The sequence below is a fragment of the Halovivax sp. genome (assembly GCA_007119345.1).
Classification (GTDB): domain Archaea; phylum Halobacteriota; class Halobacteria; order Halobacteriales; family Natrialbaceae; genus Halovivax.
The window spans coordinates 1-19,738 of record SKPV01000005.1; the positions used below are offsets into that span (position 1 = coordinate 1).

17 protein-coding genes and 1 pseudogene are annotated in these 19,738 nt (G+C 67.6%); 5 read left to right on the plus strand and 13 right to left on the minus strand.

Annotated features, from left to right (window positions below; genetic code table 11):
* Window positions 1-384: 384 nt before the first annotated feature.
* Both QZT59_RS00415 and QZT59_RS00420 read right to left on the minus strand, forming a co-directional pair.
* Window positions 385-1,668 (minus strand): ribonuclease R family protein, encoded by a 1,284-nt coding sequence (locus QZT59_RS00415; protein WP_290809933.1) that lies wholly within the window; start codon window positions 1,666-1,668, stop codon window positions 385-387.
* 84 nt (window positions 1,669-1,752) lie between these two features.
* Entirely contained in the window at window positions 1,753-2,043 is a 291-nt protein-coding gene (locus QZT59_RS00420; RefSeq protein WP_290809935.1) for a hypothetical protein, read from the minus strand.
* A 206-nt stretch (window positions 2,044-2,249) separates the two neighbouring features.
* Here QZT59_RS00420 and QZT59_RS00425 point away from each other — a divergent pair, with 206 nt between their 5' ends.
* A complete protein-coding gene (locus tag QZT59_RS00425; RefSeq protein ID WP_290809937.1) occupies window positions 2,250-2,729 on the plus strand; it encodes an RNA-binding protein in 480 nt (159 codons plus the stop codon).
* A gap of 251 nt (window positions 2,730-2,980) precedes the next feature.
* Here QZT59_RS00425 and QZT59_RS00430 read toward each other — a convergent pair whose 3' ends face one another.
* The 4 genes from QZT59_RS00430 to QZT59_RS00445 form a co-directional block, all read right to left on the minus strand.
* Window positions 2,981-3,745, minus strand: coding sequence for a DUF1028 domain-containing protein (locus QZT59_RS00430; protein ID WP_290809939.1), 765 nt, complete (start codon window positions 3,743-3,745; stop codon window positions 2,981-2,983).
* 121 nt (window positions 3,746-3,866) lie between these two features.
* The gene (locus QZT59_RS00435) at window positions 3,867-5,438 is read right to left on the minus strand and encodes a S8 family peptidase (RefSeq protein WP_290809941.1); all 1,572 of its coding nucleotides are present in this window, start codon (window positions 5,436-5,438) and stop codon (window positions 3,867-3,869) included.
* Between the two features lie 364 nt (window positions 5,439-5,802).
* Window positions 5,803-7,608, minus strand: coding sequence for a S8 family peptidase (locus QZT59_RS00440; RefSeq protein WP_290809944.1), 1,806 nt, complete (start codon window positions 7,606-7,608; stop codon window positions 5,803-5,805).
* Window positions 7,609-8,028: 420 nt separating this feature from the next.
* A complete protein-coding gene (locus QZT59_RS00445; protein ID WP_290809946.1) occupies window positions 8,029-9,555 on the minus strand; it encodes a S8 family serine peptidase in 1,527 nt (508 codons plus the stop codon).
* Between the two features lie 282 nt (window positions 9,556-9,837).
* Here QZT59_RS00445 and sepF point away from each other — a divergent pair, with 282 nt between their 5' ends.
* A complete protein-coding gene (sepF, locus tag QZT59_RS00450) occupies window positions 9,838-10,194 on the plus strand; it encodes a cell division protein SepF (RefSeq protein ID WP_290809948.1) in 357 nt (118 codons plus the stop codon).
* Between the two features lie 213 nt (window positions 10,195-10,407).
* Window positions 10,408-11,550, plus strand: coding sequence for a Fic family protein (locus QZT59_RS00455; RefSeq protein WP_290809950.1), 1,143 nt, complete (start codon window positions 10,408-10,410; stop codon window positions 11,548-11,550).
* 85 nt (window positions 11,551-11,635) lie between these two features.
* On the opposite strand, the gene QZT59_RS00460 is transcribed toward QZT59_RS00455, so the two are convergent.
* The gene (locus tag QZT59_RS00460; RefSeq protein WP_290809952.1) at window positions 11,636-11,971 is read right to left on the minus strand and encodes a hypothetical protein; all 336 of its coding nucleotides are present in this window, start codon (window positions 11,969-11,971) and stop codon (window positions 11,636-11,638) included.
* Between the two features lie 461 nt (window positions 11,972-12,432).
* On the opposite strand from QZT59_RS00460, the gene QZT59_RS00465 reads away from it, so the two are divergent.
* On the plus strand, window positions 12,433-12,954 hold the full coding sequence (locus tag QZT59_RS00465) for a GrpB family protein (RefSeq protein ID WP_290809953.1): 522 nt from the start codon (window positions 12,433-12,435) through the stop codon (window positions 12,952-12,954).
* Window positions 12,955-13,162: 208 nt separating this feature from the next.
* On the opposite strand, the gene QZT59_RS00470 is transcribed toward QZT59_RS00465, so the two are convergent.
* Window positions 13,163-15,349, minus strand: coding sequence for an elongation factor EF-2 (locus QZT59_RS00470; protein WP_290809955.1), 2,187 nt, complete (start codon window positions 15,347-15,349; stop codon window positions 13,163-13,165).
* Between the two features lie 232 nt (window positions 15,350-15,581).
* Here QZT59_RS00470 and QZT59_RS00475 point away from each other — a divergent pair, with 232 nt between their 5' ends.
* Complete coding sequence (locus QZT59_RS00475) at window positions 15,582-16,334, plus strand: DUF5781 family protein (protein ID WP_290809957.1); 753 nt, start codon at window positions 15,582-15,584, stop codon at window positions 16,332-16,334.
* Between the two features lie 154 nt (window positions 16,335-16,488).
* On the opposite strand, the gene QZT59_RS00480 is transcribed toward QZT59_RS00475, so the two are convergent.
* From QZT59_RS00480 to QZT59_RS00500, 5 genes and pseudogenes are all read right to left on the minus strand, one after another.
* Complete coding sequence (locus QZT59_RS00480) at window positions 16,489-17,106, minus strand: 30S ribosomal protein S7 (protein ID WP_290809959.1); 618 nt, start codon at window positions 17,104-17,106, stop codon at window positions 16,489-16,491.
* Window position 17,107: 1 nt separating this feature from the next.
* On the minus strand, window positions 17,108-17,536 hold the full coding sequence (locus QZT59_RS00485; protein ID WP_290809961.1) for a 30S ribosomal protein S12: 429 nt from the start codon (window positions 17,534-17,536) through the stop codon (window positions 17,108-17,110).
* 210 nt (window positions 17,537-17,746) lie between these two features.
* Complete coding sequence (locus QZT59_RS00490) at window positions 17,747-18,958, minus strand: alpha-hydroxy-acid oxidizing protein (protein WP_290809963.1); 1,212 nt, start codon at window positions 18,956-18,958, stop codon at window positions 17,747-17,749.
* Between the two features lie 88 nt (window positions 18,959-19,046).
* Window positions 19,047-19,466, minus strand: a complete 420-nt coding sequence (locus QZT59_RS00495) for a NusA-like transcription termination signal-binding factor (RefSeq protein ID WP_290809965.1) — start codon at window positions 19,464-19,466, stop codon at window positions 19,047-19,049.
* Window positions 19,466-19,738: pseudogene (locus QZT59_RS00500) on the minus strand (DNA-directed RNA polymerase subunit A''); the annotation flags it as partial. The pseudogene QZT59_RS00500 and the gene QZT59_RS00495, both read right to left, overlap by 1 nt.

A 19,738-nucleotide genomic window follows, 5' to 3' on the forward strand; every position in this document is an offset into this window, starting at 1 on the left:
AGAAGCCCAAGAAAGAGGACGAAGAGGACTCCGAATAAGCCCCTCCCACACGAATCTCACGAGACCGCTTCCGACGGCGATTCGGACGGATGTACGATAGCGAGCGAGAAGTCCCACAGCAGTCTGAGTCGAAACGGGATCGGAAGACGAACGACAATCCGCTCCAGCGTCGTCCCGACGCCTCTCGTTCGTCGGACGAAGATATTCAGCCCTGGAGTTGGTCGAAATTCAACTTCGACGATTTCCCGACTCCTTCTGGTCGCACCGTTCACGGGTCACGATTCCGAGGACGTCACTCGCTGTGGGGCTCACGGCTCCCTCACGGTCGCCGTTCGCATTCCCGGAGATCGTCACTCGCAGCCCTCGCTCAGTCCTCGCACTCGCTCAATCCTCGTCATCGACGACCTCGATCCCCCGGTTGTTCACCGCCATCGGATCGAGTCCGACCTCCTGGAGGAACCCCTTGTACTCGCGCTCGCACTGCTCGGCGGCCTTCCCCTTGTCGCTGGCTCGGTCACAGAGCGCGACGAGATTCTCGGGGACCTCGTTCTGGTAGACGATCCAGTGGTTGATCAGGTCGCTGAGCCGCCGGATCGGGCTGGTGAAGTGGCCGTAGATCTCGAAGTTCAGCGCGTGGTGGCCGCCGAAGGGATCGCTCATGTAGCGCGCCCGCGGCATGACCTTCATCACGGCCCACTGGATCTTATCGAGCTGGCGCCCGGGCGCCTCGTCGAGGGTGGCGTTGACCGCCTTCCGGGGATCGTCCCACGTATCGCCGGGGATCGAGACCCCGTCTAAGTCCTGGATCTCCTGGAGCGCTTTCGACCACTCGTCGGGCGTCGGCTGGGGGTGGACGCGGTACATCGCCTCGACGCCCCGGGACCACATCAGCTCGTGCGTGACGGCCTTGTTGGCCTTCAGCATGCACTCCTCGATGATCTTGTGTGCGCGATCGCGGCTCGGGTTCAGCACCAGGGAACCGTCCTCCTTCCGGATCTCGTGCATCCGGTCGGCGACCTCGTGGACCAGCACGTTCTCGTCGTGGAGCGGAGCGTCGGGATCCTCCAGGCGCGTCTCGGCCTGGGCGTAGGTGAGTCGCTCGTCGGACTCGATGACGGACTTGTAGATGTCGATGGTGTCGTAGGAGAGCGTCTCCTTGTCGAGGTGCATCTCGACGGTGTGGGCGAAGCGCTCCTCTTCGGGTACCAGCGAGCAGACGGACTCCGCGAGGATCGGCGGGAGCATGTGGATGGTGTACCCCGGCAGGTAGACGGTGTTTCCCCGCTCGACGGCCTCCGCCCACATCGCGGTGTCGGGGTGGACGTAGTGGGTGACGTCGGCGATGTGTACCCAGAGGACGTACTCGTCCTCGCGCTCTTCGATCGAGAGCGCGTCGTCGAAGTCCTGGGCGTCGATGGGGTCGGTCGTCCACGTCGTCAGGTCCCGCAGGTCCTCGCGCTCGTCGATCTCGGCGTCGATGTCGGCCTGGACGTCGCCGGTCAGCTCCTCGGCCTCCGCCAGGACCGCCTCGGAGAACTCGTCGCGGATCTCGAACTTCTCGAAGAGCTCCTCGCGCTTGTTCTCGAGGTGGCGGGCGAGGTCCTCGTCGATCTCGACGGGGCCCTGCCCTTCGGCCGTCCCGGCGGCGGCCTGTGCGTCGTCGCTCATGGGCGTGCCTTCGAGCGACCGGGTGAAAGACGTGTCGGGAGGGAACGGCGCGCGGACCCCGCTCCCGAGGCGGGGCCGGGACCGTCAGCGTTCGGTGACGCGGCCGTCCTCCGGCCCCTGCAGCGCCGCCAGCCGCGCGAGGAACGCCGCCCGACTCACTTCGCCGGCGCCGGCCTCGACGAGGCGCGCCTCGACGCCGTCGCGCGACCGGCGACACCGGGTTCGGTCGCACGGCTTGCAGAAGTGCTCGAACGACTTCCCCTCGCGGTCCCACCGGTCTCCGTACTTGTCGTACTCGCGCGCGTCGTCCCGGAGGACCCGCTCGTCGCAGGCGAGACACCGCACGGTCTCGGGTTTCCGCCAGGGGAGCCTCACGGGCTAGGGCCCGCCGCGTGATTACTTAGCAGTTCGCACCCGGCAGGCGGCCGGACGGTCAGCCGCGGCGACAGCGTCGAACCCGCCAGCGGGCGTTCCGCTCGCCCGCGTCCGGGACCGGCGGCGGACGTTCCGCTCCCTCGAGTCGAGGACCGGCGACGGTCGGGAGCGGACGATTTAAGCGCCGACCGGCCGTCCGTCCCACCATGCAGGTCAAGTCCCGACACCACCTCCGCAGCGACGCCGTCGCCGAGGTCGAGTCGACCGTCGGCGACCGCCTCGGCGTCGAGCTCGAGGGCGACGCCTACGAGCGCGTCGAGTTCGAAGAGAGCGACTGGGAGGTCGTCCTGATCGACGGCGAGCCGCAGGTGGCGTACTTCGACGACGAGCCGTTTCTCACCGTCCGCGGCGCGAACGCCCACGAGCCAGCGGATCACCTGGTGATCGTCGACGCCGGCGCCGTCTCGTTCGTCAGCGACGGCGCGGACGTCATGCGCCCCGGCATCACCGAGGTTCGCGGCGACGTCGAGGCGGGCGACCTGGTGCTGATCGCCGAGGAGTCCCACGGCAAGGTGCTCGCGGTCGGGCGCTCGCGCGTCGACGGCGACGACCTGCTCGGCGACGAGGGGAAGGTGATCGACTCGCTGCACTTCGTCGGCGACGAGCTCTACGGGTTCTCAGGGTAGGGTTTTCTATGGCTTTTCGGGGAAGGTTTTCCGCCGGGCAGTGAACACCACGAGTGCGAACGAGAATCGCGAGAACCGGCGAGGCGCGTGGTGCGTGCGGTGCGAGGCGAACGACGACGTGTCCGCGGATCGCGACCGCGCCGGAGCTACCCGGGTACCAGAGCGGGCGCGGCGTCGCATCGACGGCTGGAACGCGGTCGACGAGCTCCACCGCGTCCGAGACCGGCGCGATCGGCGGTGATCCGGGGCGCTCACTCCTCGACCGACTCCAGCGAGTCCTCCTCGTAGGCGTCCTCGTATCGCTCCATCGCGGCCTCGAACCCCTCCTTCGCGAGCTCGTAGGTCTCCCGCAGGTCCACGATCGGTTCGAGGGACGCGTCCACCCGGAGGTCGTTGTAGGAGGGCTCGAACTCCCGATCCTCGGTGCTCTCGACGATCAGGGCGGCGCTCTGGACGCGCAGCTCCTCGCGCTTGTCGCCGCCCTCGTCCTGGCCGGCCGCGAGCGCGTCGATCAGCCGCTCGGCGAGCGGACGATCCTCGTCGCGCGCCTCCTCGTAGGCGTCGGCGGTCGCCTCGATCACCGACTCGCCCGCGAGGAGGTTGCCGCCGACGGTGTAGCCGTCACCCTCGCGGTGGCCGAACCAGGGCTTGCACTCCTCGCCGGAGAACGCGAACGTCCTCTCGGCGTCGACGCCGTGGAGCTGGCGCTGGGGGGCGCCGTCGTCGGCCGCGAGCAGCGCGTCCAGGGCGTCGTCGACCGCCAGCCCGTCGTCCAGGTACGCGATCCCCTTCCGGCCGAGTTCGACGTTCACCAGGCTCTGGGTCGCGACGGCGCCGTTCTCGCTGGCGAACGGACAGAGCGTGCCGACGGTCGGGAGCCGCGTCGTGACCGCGACGCCGAAGCGGTCGTGCTCCCCGCCCTCGTCATTTCGCGGGCTCCGCCCGCTCGAATCGTTCGCGGAACTCCGTTCCGCGCTCCCCACGTAGGTCTCGTGAACGCAGATGCTGAAGGTCATACGCGCCTCCACGCATCGAATCGACAAAATAGTCCGCGTCCCGGAACCGACGCGAGTCGGTCGAGATCGCGCGGGCGTTCTCGAACGGTCGGCGCGAGCGAGCGCCGCGCCCGTCGGGCCGTCACTCCTCGGTCGTCGAGTCCAGCAACCGCTCGCGGGTGCGGATGCCGGCGTGGCCACCCGCGCCCACCGCGATGCCGACCGCGTACAGTCCCGTGAGCGCGACGCCGAGCGACGCGCTCTTGACGCGCGAATCGGTCCGATCCTGCTCGTCCGACAGCGACGCGCACAGTTCCACCAGCCGCCGGGTGGCGCGCGTCGTCCGGCTCTCCGGGTGTTCCGCGAGGGTGTCGGCGATGGGCGGGCTGATCCGGTAGTACAGCCCGACCAGGCCGCGACCCATCGGCGTCGCGGACATGGACTCGTCGCGGAACCGCCGCAGCGAGTCGAGGGTCCGACCCTCGCCGGCGGTGGCCGTCGTGATGAAACAGCCGCCGCCGCCGTCGTCGTTCTGACAGTCGATCGTATCGTCCTCGCAGTCCGCCGGGCTCTCGAGACCGAGCGCGGCCGCCACGTTGAGTCGGCCGGCGCCCTGATCCTCCTCGCAGCGACAGATGTCGTCGGCGGTGTCCTTGAGTCGCTGTCGAGCCTCCGCGTTCGAGTAGCCCGCAGCCATCAGGTGGGCCGCACCGCCGGAAACGTGCGGACACGCCATCGAGGTGCCAGACAGCGTGTCGTAGGAGTTGTTGATGTACGTCGAGTAGACGTCCACGCCCGGCGCGGCGATCTCGACCTCCGGACCGGTCGAAGAGAACGACGCCAGCTCGTCGTCCTCGTCGGTCGCGCTCACGGCCATCACTTCGTCGTAGGCGGCCGGATAGCTCACGCAGTCGCTACACTCCCCGTCGTTTCCGGCCGCGGCCACGAGCAACGTTCCCTGCTCCTGGGCGTACTGACAGGCGTCCTGGAGCTCCGACGTGCCGGACGAACCCCCCAGCGACAGCGAGCCGATGTCGATGCCCTGGTCGGCGGTCCACGTGATTCCAGCCGCGATGTCGGAGAACGATCCGCTGCCGCCGCTGTCGAGCACTTTCACCGAGTACAGCTCCGAATCCAGCGCGACGCCGACGACTCCGACGTCGTTGTCCGGCGCGACCGCGGTCCCCGCACAGTGGGTCCCGTGACCGTTGTCGTCGCCGTACGGTTCCTGACAGTCCGAACAACAGGTCCCGAAACACTCGCCGCCGTGGACCTCGAGGGACTCGTGGTCGACCTGGACGCCGGTGTCGATGATCGCGATGCTGGCGCCGGCGCCCGTTTCGCCGTCGTCGTGGGCGACGTCCGCCCTAACCTTCTCGATGCCGTACGGCGTCGTCTGTAGCGCGTGGGCCCGCCGATCATTCTCGACGTACCGAACCTTTGGGTTTTGCTCGAGCGCGGCAGCGGCGGCGTCGGGGAACTGGCCGGCCACCGATTTTCCGATGTCACCGAAGTCCAGCGTGTGACGAACCTCGTTCGCTTGCGCTGTGGCCACCTCGAAGTCCGCGTCGGCAGTCAATCCGACGATCGTCCTGTCGAGCGTTTCGCCTTCGGCCTCGTCCCCGGCCGTCGCCGTTCCCGCGAGTCCGACCGTCGCCGCACCCGCGGCGGCACCGCGGAGCAGTCGACGTCGCGTGGTGTCGTGTCGTGTCATGATTGTCTCCGTGCCGGCGGTGGGTCGGGCGCGTCGTCGCGTCGCGTCGCGTCGTATCCGCGTCGTGGCGCGTGACACGCGTTAGCGCACCGTCCGGACGGCGAACGATATGGGCAATGGATATATCAATACTTTCATTCTTTTTGTTGAGATTGCATTTTATGCTGATATGATCGTTCGATTAACGACGCATATATGGAAAAACTTTTATAGAAGTGTCGTCTCGAATTTGGGCCACTCGTCCAAATCGCGAACGAGCCGGCTCGCGGACGCCCCTCGACACCGACCAGCGAAACGAGACGCGTTCCGCCCGAGATGGCCGCTTCGCCGAATCGACGGCGGGCGAACCGCCTTCGGTGGGCCCCTATCCGTCGGTGCTCGCGCCCCTCAGCAGTCCCCGCGTCGCGCCCGCGATCGCCTCTTTCGTGCGGATCCCGGCGTGGCCGCCCGCGCCCGCCGCGATGCCGACCGCGTACAGTCCCGTGAGCGCGACGCCGAGCGAAGCGCTCTTGACGCGCGAATCGGTCGCGTCCTGTTCGTCCGACAGCGACGCGCACGCCTCGACGAGTTTCCGGGTTGCACGGGCCGTCCGGCTCTCCGGGTTCTCCGCCAGCGTCTCGGCGATGGGTGGGCTGATCCGGTAGTAGAGGCCGACCATGCCGCGACCCATCGGCGTCGCCGCCATGGACTCGTCGCGGAACCGCCGCAGCGAGTTCAGCGTCTCGCCTTCGCCACTGGTCGCCGTCGTGATGAAGCAGCCGCCGCTGGTATCGGTCGTGAACGACTGCGTGGAACCGGCGTCGTCGTCCTCGGCAGACTCGGCGACCGCGCGGAACTCGTAGTCGGTACCCTCGGTCAAGCCGTCGATCTCGTCGTCGAACGAACCGGTCGAGGAGAGCGTCTGGGCGCTCGTCGCGTTCGGGAGGCTCCCGCCGGCCTCGCCCCACTCGAAGTAGACGTCGGCGCTGCTCGCGTCGCCGAGGTCGTCCAGCGAGCCGTTGAGTGTCGCGGACGACGTGCCGATACCGGTCGCAGAGTTCGTCGAGACGGAGAGTTCGGGATCCGGCGGGTCCGCGTCGCCGAGGACCGCCGCCTCCGCATCGAGCAGTCCGTGGCCCCCTTCGTTGCCGCTGAGTCCGACGTCTTCGGCCGTCTCGAAGAGGCGGTCGCGCGCCTCGGTGTTCGAATCGCCGTCGGCCATCAGGTGCGCCGCGGCCCCGGCGACGTGCGGACAGGCCATCGACGTCCCCGACAGCGTGTCGTAGGAATTGTTGATGTATGTCGAGTAGATGTCGCTCCCCGGCGCGGCGATGTCGACCTCCGGACCGCGCGAGGAGAAACTCGAGATGTCGTCGCCATCGTTCGTCGAGGAGACCGCGACGACGCTGTCGTAGGCCGCCGGGTAGCCGACGCTATCACAGCAGCCGTCGTTGCCCGCCGCGGCGACGACCAGCGAGCCCTGGTTCACGGCGTACTGGCAGGCGTCCTGGAGCGCCTGGACGTGGCTCGGCCCGCCGAGTGATAGCGAGATTACGTCGATCCCCTGGTCGGCCGCCCACTCGATGCCGGCCGCGACGTCGCCGAAGTCCCCGCCGCCGTTCGCGTCGAGTACCTTGACGCTGTACAGCGCCGAGTCGAGCGAGACGCCGACCACGCCGACGCCGTTGTCTGGCGCGACGGCCGTTCCGGCACAGTGGGTGCCGTGGCCGTTGTCGTCGCCGTACGGTTCTGGGCAATCCGAACAGGTGGTCCCGAACGCCTCGCCGCCGACGACCTCCAGGGTCTCGTGGTCGACCTGGACGCCCGTGTCGACGATTGCGATCGAGCCGCCCGCTCCGGTCTCGCCCGCGTCGTGGACGGAGTCGCCCCCCACGCGTTCGACGCCCCACGGCGTCGTCTGGAGCGCCTGGGCCCGCGCGTCGTCTTCGACGTACTTGACGTGCGGACTGTTTTGCAGGCCGTCCACGGCTTGCTCGGGGAACGTCCCGACCAACACCTTGCCGATGTCTCCGAAGTCCAGTTCGTGGTGGACCTCGTCGGCGCTCTGCCGGGCGAGTCCGAAGGCGGAGTCGGCCCTGAGTCCGACGAGCTTTCGATCGGACGGTCCCTGTGCAACTGCGGTGCCTGCGAATCCCGTTGCCGCCACGCCCGCGGCGGTTCCGCGGAGCATGCGACGGCGAGTGACGTTCTGGTCTGACATGGTTACTCGAGCGCGCGCCGTTCGTCGAGCGTCCCCGGGGAGCGGGTCCGTGGACCCCCTGTGCGGGTTGCTCGAACGTGGCATGCGCTAGTTTTCTCCACTCTCCGTCACACACATTAATATTATTGAAATTAATAAATATATTCTATTCGGGTATGTATTGAGGAATTTGACCGAGTGAACAGTTGTAAATATATTCCAGGTTCTCCCGGAAGCGGCGGCGATCGGCCGGATTACGACACGCAACCGCGGAACGTTCACCGAGAATAATTCGTATTATTCTTTCGCGTTGACGAGTGTGTTTCGAAGTGAGACGACGTGGGAGGCCGAAACAGAAAATGTCGAAATTAAAGAATGTTGCGGTGGTCGGACCGTCCGATTCGTCCCGACTCAGAAGTCTTTCGTCTCGCTCGTCTCGTTGCCCGCCTCGTCGGTGACGGTCAGCCGAACGGTGTCGGGGTCCGCATCGTCCCGGAGTTCGTGCTCGCCGGACGCCTCCCCGCCGCCGACCGACGCGGTTTCGCTGTCGAGGACGTCGTCGCCGGCGAGCAGTTCGCTCGTCACCGACTCGAGGGCGTCGTCGTCGTCGGAAACCGCCCAGTCGACGTCGGCCCGGTTCCACCGACCGTTCGTGCGGCGATCGACGTCGAACTGGTCGATCTCCGGGTCCGACTCCACGGGCTCGTCGTCGTCATCGTCATCGTCATCGTCATCGTCGTCATCGTCGTCGGACTCGATGTCGAGTGAGTCGGCGACGTTCAGTCGGCCGGCACCTTGCTCGTTGTCGTCGAGCCCGATGTCGTCGGCGCCGTCCTTGAGTTGGTCGCGGACGTCCTCGGGATCGACGCCCGCGGCGATCAGCGTCGCTGCGGCGCCGGCGACGTGCGGCGCCGACATCGACGTCCCGGAGAACTCGTCGTAGTCGTCCCGCGGGATCGTCGAGTTCACGTCGACGCCCGGCGCCGCGAGTTCGACCTCCGGCCCGGTCGAGGAGAAATCCGCCAGCTCGTCGTCCTCGTCGGTCGCCGACACCGCGATCACCTCGTCGTAGGCGGCCGGGTAGCCCACGCAGTCGGTGCACTCGCCGTCGTTGCCGGCCGATCCGACCAAGATTACGCCCTCGTCCGCGGCGTACTGGACGGCGTCGCGGACGACGTCGGAGTCCGTATCCGAGCCGAGGCTCATGTTCTGGACCTCGTGGCCCTGATCGGCCGACCACTGGATTCCCTCCGCGATGTCGTCGAACGAGCCGCCGCCGTCGCACTGCAGCACCTTCACCGCGTGAATCGTCGCGTCCGGGGCGACGCCGAGCACGCCGACGCCGTTGTCGGCGGCGGCGGCCGTCCCCGCGACGTGCGAGCCGTGGTCGTTGTCGTCGTCCCACTCTTCCAGGCACTCGTCGATATCGTTGCCGCCGCCGAAGGGACCGCCCCCGCAGTCGGTCGTACACTCCGCCTCGTCGGTGGCGTACCCCTCCCCGAGGTTCTCCTCGAGGGTCTCGTGTTGGGCGTCGATTCCCGTGTCCAGAATCGCGACGCTGACGCCGTCGCCGGTTTCGCCCTCCTCGATCGCCGTGTCCGCCTCGACTTTCTCGATGCCGTAGGGCGTCTCCTGACCCAGCGCGAACATGCGACCGTTCCGCTCGACGTAGCGGACTCCCGGATGATTCTGCAGCCCCTCGATCGCATCCGCCGAGAAGCGCCCCGAGATCGCCTTCCCGATGCCCCCGAAGTCGAGTTCCTTCCGGACTGAAGTGGCTGCGGCCTTGACGTCGGCCGCGCCGCGTGCCGCGTCCACGCCGACGATGTATTCGTCGCCCGCGTCGCCCGCGGATACCTGTCCCGCCAGCGCAGCCGCACCCGCGCCAGCCCCTACTCCCCGAAGCAGCGTTCGTCGTGAGACGTGCTCATCTGACATGGTAATTCAAACCACGCTCACAGTCCCCATTCCTTATAATAAAAATATTCCGATCGGTCGGTCGTAGTTATTTAGTTCGTACATACAAGAGTTCGATATTTTCAAAGTTTAGAGAGAGGTTCGACGACGTTTGTTCCGTTTTATTAACGGTGATTTGAATCGGACGGCGCCGCCGCGAGCGGCCTGCGGTGAGCGAGCGACCCGGCCCGGTCGACGTCGAACCGACCCTCGCCGGTGCGTCTGACGTAAGAACTATACTCGCGGCGGCGGTCCCTCAGCACTATGGGCCTGATGAGCAAGATTCTCGGCGGCGGCGGGACGCGAACGGCCGAGGATTACGTTGAACTCGACCTGGACGACGTCGCCGCCGACGCGGGCGAGGCGGCGATGCAGGTACACATCGCGGAGATCGACGGCCAGTCCGCGACGATCGACATCAAAGACGCCGTCTACGACGGCGACGTGGTCATCGCCGACATCACGCGCCTGCGCACGAAAGACAAGACCGTCGAACACGTCCTCGACGAGCTGCGCCAGGTGGCCAGGGAGGTCGGCGGCGACATCGTCCAGAAGGGCGACGACCAGATCATCGTCACGCCGACGGGCGTCACGGTCGGCCGCGAGAAGCTCGGCCGGTAGCGACGGAGTCCCGCGATCGATCGCGTTCTGCGCGACGCTCGACCCGCCGAGCCTCGCTCACCGATCCGCGGGTCAGAACCGACGTCGCCGCTTCGGTCCCGACAGTTAGACCGATCCATCGGACGATACCGGAGGCCCGGTCGCGAGCGGACCTTGGTTAGGTTTTCGGGCCGGAGAATAACTTATGGCGGTCCAGTCGAGACCCGTAGTACGATGGATCCCGCGGACTTCGCCGACGGCCCCGGGCGGATCGACGACTACGACGGGCTCCCCTGTCACCGGCCGGCGAGCCTGCCGCCCGATCTCGAGTACACCGACGACCTCCTTCGGGTGTACGGCGACGCCCAGTACGCCCTCGGGCGCCTCGCCACGCTGGAACGCCACCTCGAGAACCCCAACCTGCTGATCGCGCCGTTCGTCCACCGCGAGGCGGCGATGAGCTCGCAGGTCGAGGGGACCAACGTGACGATCTCGGACATCTACGCCCACGAGGTGGGCGCGACGCCCGAGCGCGCCGCCGCGGAGATGGACGACGTCCGCGAGGCCTACAACTACGTCGACGCGGTGAAAGCCGGCTTTCGCCGGCTCGACGAGGGCGAGGCGATCGACGTCGGGCTGATCTGTGACCTCCACGAGGCGCTGCTCGGCGGCGTCCGCGGTGAGGAGGACCGTCCCGGCGAACTGCGGGACGTCCCCGTCTACATCGGCTCGCCGGACGCCGCGCCCGAATCGGCGTCGTTCATCCCGGCAAGCCCGGACTTCGTCGACCTCCTGTTAGAGCAGCTGTGCTCGTACCTCGGACGCGGCGAGTACCCCCCGCTGATCGACACCGCGCTCGTCCACTACCAGTTCGAGGCGATTCACCCGTTTCGCGACGGCAACGGTCGCCTCGGCCGGCTGCTCATCATGCTCCAGCTCTACGACGCGAGCCTCCTTCCCGGCCCGTACCTCTACCTGAGCGCGTACTTCAAGCGCCACGGTCACGCCTACCGCGAGAAGCTGCTGGCCGTGAGCACCGACGGCGCCTACGAGGAGTGGGTGACCTTCGTCCTGAACGCGATCGCCGAGCAGGCGATCGACGCATACGACTGCGGGGTCCGCCTCACGGAGCTTCGCGACGAGTACCGCGCGGCGTTCCCCAGCTTCCCCACCGCCCGCGAGCTCGTCGACTACGTGTTCGAACAGCCGTACCTGACGGGGCCGCGCGCGGTGGCGGCGACCGGCCGCTCGAAGCCGTCGGTCTACGACGCGATCGAGGCGCTGGAAGCCGAGGGAATCGTCCGCGAGACCACCGGCAAGCAGCGCGGCAAGGTCTACGAGGCGCCCGAGGTGCTGGCGGTGCTGGATTCGGGGTGAGGCCCGACGGACGACCGCGACGAGATCCGTCGGCCCTTCCGACCGCGAACGGAATCTGGGCCCGTACCGCGACCGTCGCGGGTGCTCAGTCGAGTTCGGTCGTAACGAACCGGTGAAGTTTCTCGACGCGTTCGTTCGGGTGGTACCGGATCGTCTCGGAGCGATCGTCGACGTCGACGAGACCGGCGTCGGTCAGCTTCGGCAGGTGGACGTGCGTCAGTTCGATGACGAGCCGCTCGGACGCGGTCGTCTGGCCGGTCCCCGGGGGCGGATTTTCCGGGGCGACGTGCTCGACGAGGTCGTCGAGGGTCACGACGTCGTCCTCGCTCGCGATCATTCTCGCGAGCGCGTGACGGCGTTCCGACGGTTTGACTACCTCCAGCGCGGTTTCCGTCGAGATCCGGGTATCGTCGTCTGACATAGTTGATCGATTCGCCGGAAATTAGCCCTCTGCACGGTTAACTCTACCATTCACCCGTCGCATCACACGCGAAGAACCGCCGAGCAATCGCTCGCCGATCCGGCGAAACGGTGCCGGACGGTGCGTCGGTTCGAACGCCGGTGTGGGGCCTGCGGGCCTCGCGCCGCGGCCGGGAGAGCCGGACGCGTGCGCGTCGCTCTCGCGCCCTACTCGCCGTCCGGTCCGGCAGGTGCACCTCGTCCGCCTCGACGCCGTCGCCGTCGGGGGCCTAAAGGATGGTGCGAGGCTGATACGCTTACTACCGGCTGCAAAACGGAGAGTTTGGTTAACCATTCCGTATTATCCCTAACTAAATGGCGAACGGGCGCCGTCTCAGTGAGGGTACGATCGCACCGAGTCGAATACGAAACCCGCCAACCGATGAGAAACGGGCAATACAGTCCGAGACGAAGCCACCAGCAATGGTCGGTCTCGAACGCGGCACGATCGAACTCGTCTCCGACCGCCGCGAGTGGGTCGAAGCGTACGAAGCCGAGGTCGATCGACTCCACAGCCTTCTCGGCGATCGGGTCATCGAATTCGACCACGTCGGGAGTACGGCCGTCGAGGGGCGTACCGCCAAACCGATCGTCGACGTCTGCGGTCTCGTCGAGTCGCTCGACGCGGCCCGCGAACTCATCCCGATACTGGAGGACCACGGCTACGAGCACCGGCCGACCGACGACGTCGACGACCGCGTCTTCCTCGCCAACGGGCCGCGGTCCAGGCGAACCCACCACCTCTCGCTAACCACGCCGAACAGCGACACGCACCGTGAACAGCTCGCGTTCAGAGACTACCTGCGGGCGAACCCCGACGTCGCGACCGAGTACGAGGAACTGAAACGCGAACTCGCCGAACGATATCCGAACGACCGGGCGAGGTACACGGAAGAAAAGAGCGCGTTCGTCGGATCGGCCCTCGAACGCGCACCGGACCAGTAGCGTCTCAGAGAGAGCGAGCGTGTGACCTGCACACGGCTCGCGTTCGTACCCGAGGCCCAGCAAATCCACGCGCGTTGCATACGGCGCGCTCCGCGCGCCGTTTCACCGCGAGCGAGGCCGGAGGCCGAGATCGCGGCCTTTTCGGTGCAGATTTTTGCTCCGAGTGGTGTGCGAACGAAGTGAGCGCACCCGAGGAGGAAAAAGGTCCTTAGAAGTAGTCGATGCTCGGGGGCAGCTCGAGCTTCATGCCCTTGCGCTCGCGGATCTCCATGATCTTTTCGACCTGGAGCGAGTCGGCCATGACCTCGAAGCCGGCGTTCTCGGTGTTCCAGGCGGCCCGCCCTTCGGTCGCCGAGCGGATGTCGCTCGAGAAGCCGATCATCTCGTCGACGGGCGCGATGCCCTCGACGACCATGAGGTCGCCCTCCTGGTACATGTCGTCGACGCGACCGCGCCGACCCTGGATCTCGCCGGAGGCGGCGCCCATGTGGTCGTTGGGGACGTCGATGCGAACGTCCTGCATCGGCTCCATCAGCGCGATGTGGGCGTCGATCAGCGACTTGTGGACGGCCTCGCGGGTCGCCGGGATGACCTGGGCGGGACCCCGGTGGATGGTGTCCTCGTGGAGCTTCGCGTCGTGCAGGCGGATGAGGGTGCCCTGGACGGGCTCGTTCGCGAGCGGACCGTTGTCGAGGGACTCCTCGAGACCCTCGACGAACAGCTCCATCGTCTCGTTCAGGTGCTGGATACCCTTCGTCTGATCGAGCAGGATGTTCGCGCCGTGGATGTGTTCGACGACCTGGGCGTCGTCCTTGTCCATCCCGGCTTCCATCAGCGCCTCGCGGCGCTCGAGTTCGGGCATGTCCATCGACGCCTCGCCCCGCTTGACCACCTCGACGAGCTCGTCCGAGAGCGGCTCGGCGGAGATGTAAAACCGGTTGTGGCGGTTGGGCGAGATGCCCTCGACGGTGTCGCTCGCGCGCTGGGGCGCCTCGCGGTAGACGACGATCGGTTCGCCGGTGTGGACGGGGATCCCCTGGTTGGTCTGGATGCGCTGGGTGATGACCTCGAGGTGGAGCTCGCCCTGTCCGGAGATGAGGTGCTCGCCGGTGTCCTCGTTGATCGTGATCTGGATGGTCGGGTCCTCCTTGGAGACCTGGCGCAGCGTCTCGATGAGCTTCGGCAGGTCGTCCATGTTCTGGGCCTCGACGCTCTTCGTGATGACCGGTTCGGAGATGTGCTCGATCGACTCGAACGGCGTCATCTCGACGCTCGAGACGGTCGAACCGGCGATCGCGTCGCGGAGACCGGTGACGGCCGCGATGTTGCCCGCCGGGACGTGCTCGACGTCCTCTCGTTCGCCGCCCATGTAGATGCCGACGCTCTGGACGCGGTTTCTGCCCGCGGTGCCGGAGACGTACAGCTCCTGGCCCTTCTCGATGGTGCCGGAGAAGACGCGGCCGATGGCGACCTCGCCCGCGTGCGGATCGAGTTCGATGTCGGTGACCATCAGCACGACGTCGCCGTCCTCGTCGACGACCCGCATCGATTCCGCGAGATCGGACTCGGCGTCGCCGCGCCAGATCCGGGGGATACGGCGAGGCTGGGCGTCGACCGGGTTCGGGAAGTGTTCACAGACCATGTCGAGGACGACGTTCGACAGGGGCGTCCGTTCGTGGAGCTCCTTGCGCTTGTCGGCCTGTTCGAGGTCGATGATGTCGCCGAAGTCCATGCCGGTGCGCTGCATCGAGGGCATCGAGACGCCCCACTTGTACAGCGCGGAGCCGAAGCCGACGGTCCCCTCCTCGACGGAGACGCTCCAGTCGTCGACGTCGTCCATCTCCTCGGTCATCCCGCGGATGAGCTCGTTGACGTCGCGGATGACGCCCATGAGCCGCTGTTGCATCTCCTGGGGACCCTCCTGGAGCTCCGAGATGAGGCGGTCGACCTTGTTGATGAACAGCGCCGGCTTGACGCCCTCGCGCAGCGCCTGGCGAAGCACCGTCTCGGTCTGGGGCATCGCGCCCTCGACGGCGTCGACGACCACCAGCGCGCCGTCGACGGCGCGCATCGCCCGGGTGACGTCACCGCCGAAGTCGACGTGGCCCGGCGTGTCGATGAGGTTGATGAGGTGGTTCGTCCCCTCGTACTCGTGGGTCATCGAGACGTTCGCCGCGTCGATGGTGATCCCGCGCTCTTGCTCGTCTTCTTCCGTGTCCATCGCGAGCTGCTCGCCGGCGGTCTCCTCCGAGATCATGCCGGCGCCCGCGAGCAGGTTGTCGGAGAGCGTCGTCTTGCCGTGGTCGACGTGCGCGGCGATGGCGATGTTCCGGATGTTCTCCGGGTTGTCCATCAGCCGTTCGCACTCCTGTACGATCTTCTTGCGTCGGCCCATATACACCTCCGTACCGGTAGCGGGGTCAAAAGGGTGCTGTTTCGCGGCCGCTGTAGGGTTTCAGCGCCCGCGAAGCTCGTCGTGCCTGAAAGGTTCGACGGCGTCTCGCGGCCGCGTCCGGTCGCCGCCCGGTGAACGAGCCGGTCGACCCGCCAGCGGACCGACGGCCCGACCGACCCACGTGAGAGCGGGCACAACGCTATTACGGTCACGTTCCCTGGTAATCGTACGCATGAACCTCCGCGTGCAGGGCCCGGGCCCGACCGCGCCGTTTCTGGGCGCCCGCGACCTCTTCGAAACCGAGCGCGACCTCTCGCTGCCCGTCGAGGTCCGCCTCCGGGACGATCCCGACGAGCGGACCTGGGCGGGCCACTACGACGACCGCCACGTACTGAACATCTCCCGGCAGGCCGCCTCGTCGGCGATGGCCCGCGAACTCGCCCTCCACGAGTTCGCGCACATGGCCCGCCACGAGGAGTCCCACCCCTCCCACGTCCAGTCCACCGAGGAGGTCCTCTACCTCGCGCTCGCCGGTCGGAGCGTCGAGCGCCGAAAACTCGCCCACTGCTACCAGATCGCCAACCACATGAAGGACATCTACGCCGACGACATCACGCTCTCGGTGGGACCGGGCGAGAAGCTGCTCTCGTTTCTCGAGTCGAGCCTGGCGAGCGCGGTGGCCGACCGGCCCGCGCCGCCCCGACCCGGTCTCCGGCGGATCTCGACTGGCGCCGACCCCGAGATCACCGCCGTCAACGCCGCGTTCGCGGTCGCGCTGGCCGAGCGCCACGACCTGATCGACGACGACCACCGACTGTACGACCTCGCACACGCGGCCGCTGACGACGCGCCGTCCGTCTCGATCGGCCGATTCACCGCCCTCTTCAGGGAGCTGGGGACCGATCCGACCGAGAGCGAGTACCGGCGGGCCCTCGTGGACGGCACCCGCGAGTACGTCGTCGAGTCGGGCCAGGCGGCGGATTGAACGCCGGTTTCGCGGGCGGCGGGAACGACCGGAGACGGGGCTCGACGGCGATCGCCCGCCAACCGTGACTCGGAGCGTTCGGACGGGCCCATCGTCCGACCGGGCGATCGACGAACGACGGCGACCGCCCACGGACCGAAGAATCGAGACGGCGTTACCGCGCGGCGGCCGCGACGCGCTCTTTCTCCTCTTTCTGGCCGACGGCGTAGGTGCCGACGTCGCCGTTGGCGGCGCCGATCAGCTGACTGGCGATGGCCTCCTCGGCCGACGTCGTCGACTTGAACGAGCTGTTTTTGACGCCCTCGGCGAGGAACTTCAGCGCCTGGTCGACGCGGCGCTGGGGGGCCACGTCGACGGCCTTCGGGACCGAGATGCCGCCGTACTTCAGGCGGACGGTCTCCTCGCGGGGCGCCGAGTTCTCGACGGCGGTCACGAGCACCTGGACGGGGTTCTCGTCGGTGCGCTCGTGGATGATGTCGAATCCGTCGCGGACGAGGTTGAGCGTCTGCTGTTTCTTGCCCGTGTTCTCCTCGGTCTGCATCAGACGGTTGATGAAGCGCTCGACGACGGAGATCTCGGACTTCTGGAACTGCTTCGAGGCGTGGCGACCCGCGGTGTGGGCGACGGGCGTGACCGAGAGGTATCGCTCCGTCGAGGGGTCGTTGTACTGGATCTCGGAGACGTCCCACTTGCCGAAGAGCTTCGCGGTGAGGTCCGAGTCGTCGCCGCCGGCCGGTGCGTCGGGGTCGGGTTGGTCTTCGTCTGCGCTCATGTTATCGCACCGGTTTCTCCGCGTTCCCGCGGACGAGTTCGAGCAGCGAGACGCCGTTTACCTTCTCGACCTTGTAGTTGACCCCCGAGATGTCGCCCATCGCGCGACCCTTCGCGCCGCCGATGCCGGCGATCGTGACCTCGTCGTGCTCGTCGATGAACGAGATCGCGCCGTCCCCCGGACAGAACGCCGAGACCTGCTTGCCGTTCTTGATGAGCTGGACCCGGACGCACTTTCGAATGGCCGAGTTGGGCTGTTTCGCCTCGATGCCGATCTTCTCCAGCACGATGCCGCGGGCCTGGGGCGCACCCTCGAGCGGGTCCGACTTCTCTCGCAGCCCCCGAGCGCGTCGCGCGTAATCCGAGTCGGACCACCGCTGATTCTGGCGGTCCTTCTTCAGCTTCCGCGCGGCGTACTTGCCGTTTGCCATAGTACCCGTGGCTATCCGACGGACCCACTTAAGCACCCCGTTTCGGGCCGCAGCGACGCCGCGAGAGCGGTCGACGGGGGTTCGCGAAGCGATCTCGTGGCGTTTCGTCGGTCGAGGCGGACGCTCGTCGCGTGCGAGCGTCCGGGGCCGATCGAAAACCGCGGCGCCCGGCGTCCCCACCAGACCTCGAACGGTCGTTCGGCGCCCCCGTCAGCCCTCGAACGGCGGCTCGCCCTCGCGCGCGAGCATCGATCGATCGAGCTCGTCGACCGACGCCCGTCCCGATAGCCCCATCGTCAGGTCCAGGTCGGCGAGGAAGTTCCGGCAGACCTCCCGCACCCCGTCGACGCCGTCGATCGCGAGTCCGTAGGCGTAGGGACGGCCGAGAAACACCATCTCGGCGCCCAGCGCGAGCGCGATCACCGCGTCCGCCCCCCGCCGGATCCCGCTGTCGAAGAGCACGGGCGCGTCGCCGTAGCCCGCCGCCTCGAGGTGGTCCACGACGGCCGGCAGCGCCTCGATCGCGGGCAACGCGTTGTCGATCTGCCGGCCGCCGTGGTTGGAGACGATCACGCTATCGGCACCCGACTCGAGGGCCAGCTCGGCGTCCTCCGGGTGGACGATCCCCTTCACGACGATCGGCAACTCGGTGCGCCCGGCGAGCCACGACAGGTCGTTCCAGGTGAGCGAGGCGTCGCCGAAGACGTCGACGAACTGCATGACGGCCGCATCCTGGTTCTCTTCGGGATCCTGACCGAGCAGCTCCCGGAAGACCGGGTCGGAGACGTAGTTACCTATCCCCTCACCATCCAGAAACGGGAGGTAGGCCTGCTCGATGTCGCGCTCTCGCCAGCTGATGATGGGGGTGTCGACGGTGACGACCAGCGCCTCGTAGCCCGCCGCCTCGGCGCGCTCGACGAAGCTCGCGGTCAGGTCCCGGTTCGAGCTCCAGTAGAGCTGGAACCAGGCCGGCGCGTCGCCGATCCCCTCGGCGACCGCCTCCATCGGTTCGCTGGCCGCCGTGCTCGCGACGAACGGCAGCCCGAGGTCGGCCGCCGCGCGCCCCGACGCCAGCTCGCCCTCCTCGTGGAGGATCGACTGGACGCCGATCGGCGCCAGCGCGACCGGCGCCGGGTACTCGGTCCCGAAGAGTTCCACCGAGAGGTCGCGCTCGGCGACGTCGCGGAGCATCCGGGGCACGATCCGCCACCGCGAGAACGCCGTCCGGTTGGTTCGTTCCGTGCGCTCGGCGCCCGCGCTCCCCGCGACGTAGGCGTAGGCCTCCGGATCCAGCGCCTCGCGGGCGGCGGCCTCCAGCTCCTCGAACCGCGGCGATAGCGACGGCGGCTGCCCGGCCAGCATCCCCTGGGTGTAGACCTCGATCAAGCGTTCGCGGCCGTAGGACGATCCGTCGTCGGGCATACCACCGGATTCGCCGGACGGTCACGTATAGATTCGGGCGAATGCGACCGTCCGGTTCGAAAATTCGGTCGCTGCCGGATCGCGTCCCCTACGTCAACTGCACGTCGTCGATCCCGAAGTGTCGCGCCGCGAGCGTCCGCGCCGTCTCGATCGTCCGGCCCTCTTTCCCGATCGCGACGCCGCGGTCCTCGTCGGCGACCTCGACGTAGGCGACGGTGTCGTCGTTCTCGCTGATCGTGACGTTGTAGACCGCCGCCGGGGCGAGGGCGTTGGCGACGAAATCCTCGGGTTCCTCGGCGGCCTCGACGAGTCGAACCGGGTCGCCGACGCGCTCCTCGTAACGCCGCACGTGCTCGCCGCCGGGGCCGATCGCCTCGGCCATCTCGCCGCGGGCGACCACGACGACCAGCCGCCCGTCCGCGCGCACGCAGTCCCGACCGGAGGCGCCGGTGACGTCCTCGAACAGGACGAGGTTGCGAAGCGCCTCGTCGTCGAGGGTGACGTCCATCAGTCGGCCTGGCTCTCGCGGTCGGTCGTCGACCCCATCCGGAGGTCGACGTCGCCGGTGCCGAGCTTGATCGGCTTGCCGACGATGACGTTCTCGGTGACGCCGTTCAGGTCGTCGACCTCGCCGTGGATGGCGGCGTTGAGCAGGTGGTTGACGGTGACCTCGAACGCCGCTCGCGCCAGGACGGACTGCTTCGAGCCGGAGATGCCGTGGCGGCCGATCGACTCGATCGTCCCCTCGTTGGTCATGATGTCCGCGACCAGCATCAGGTG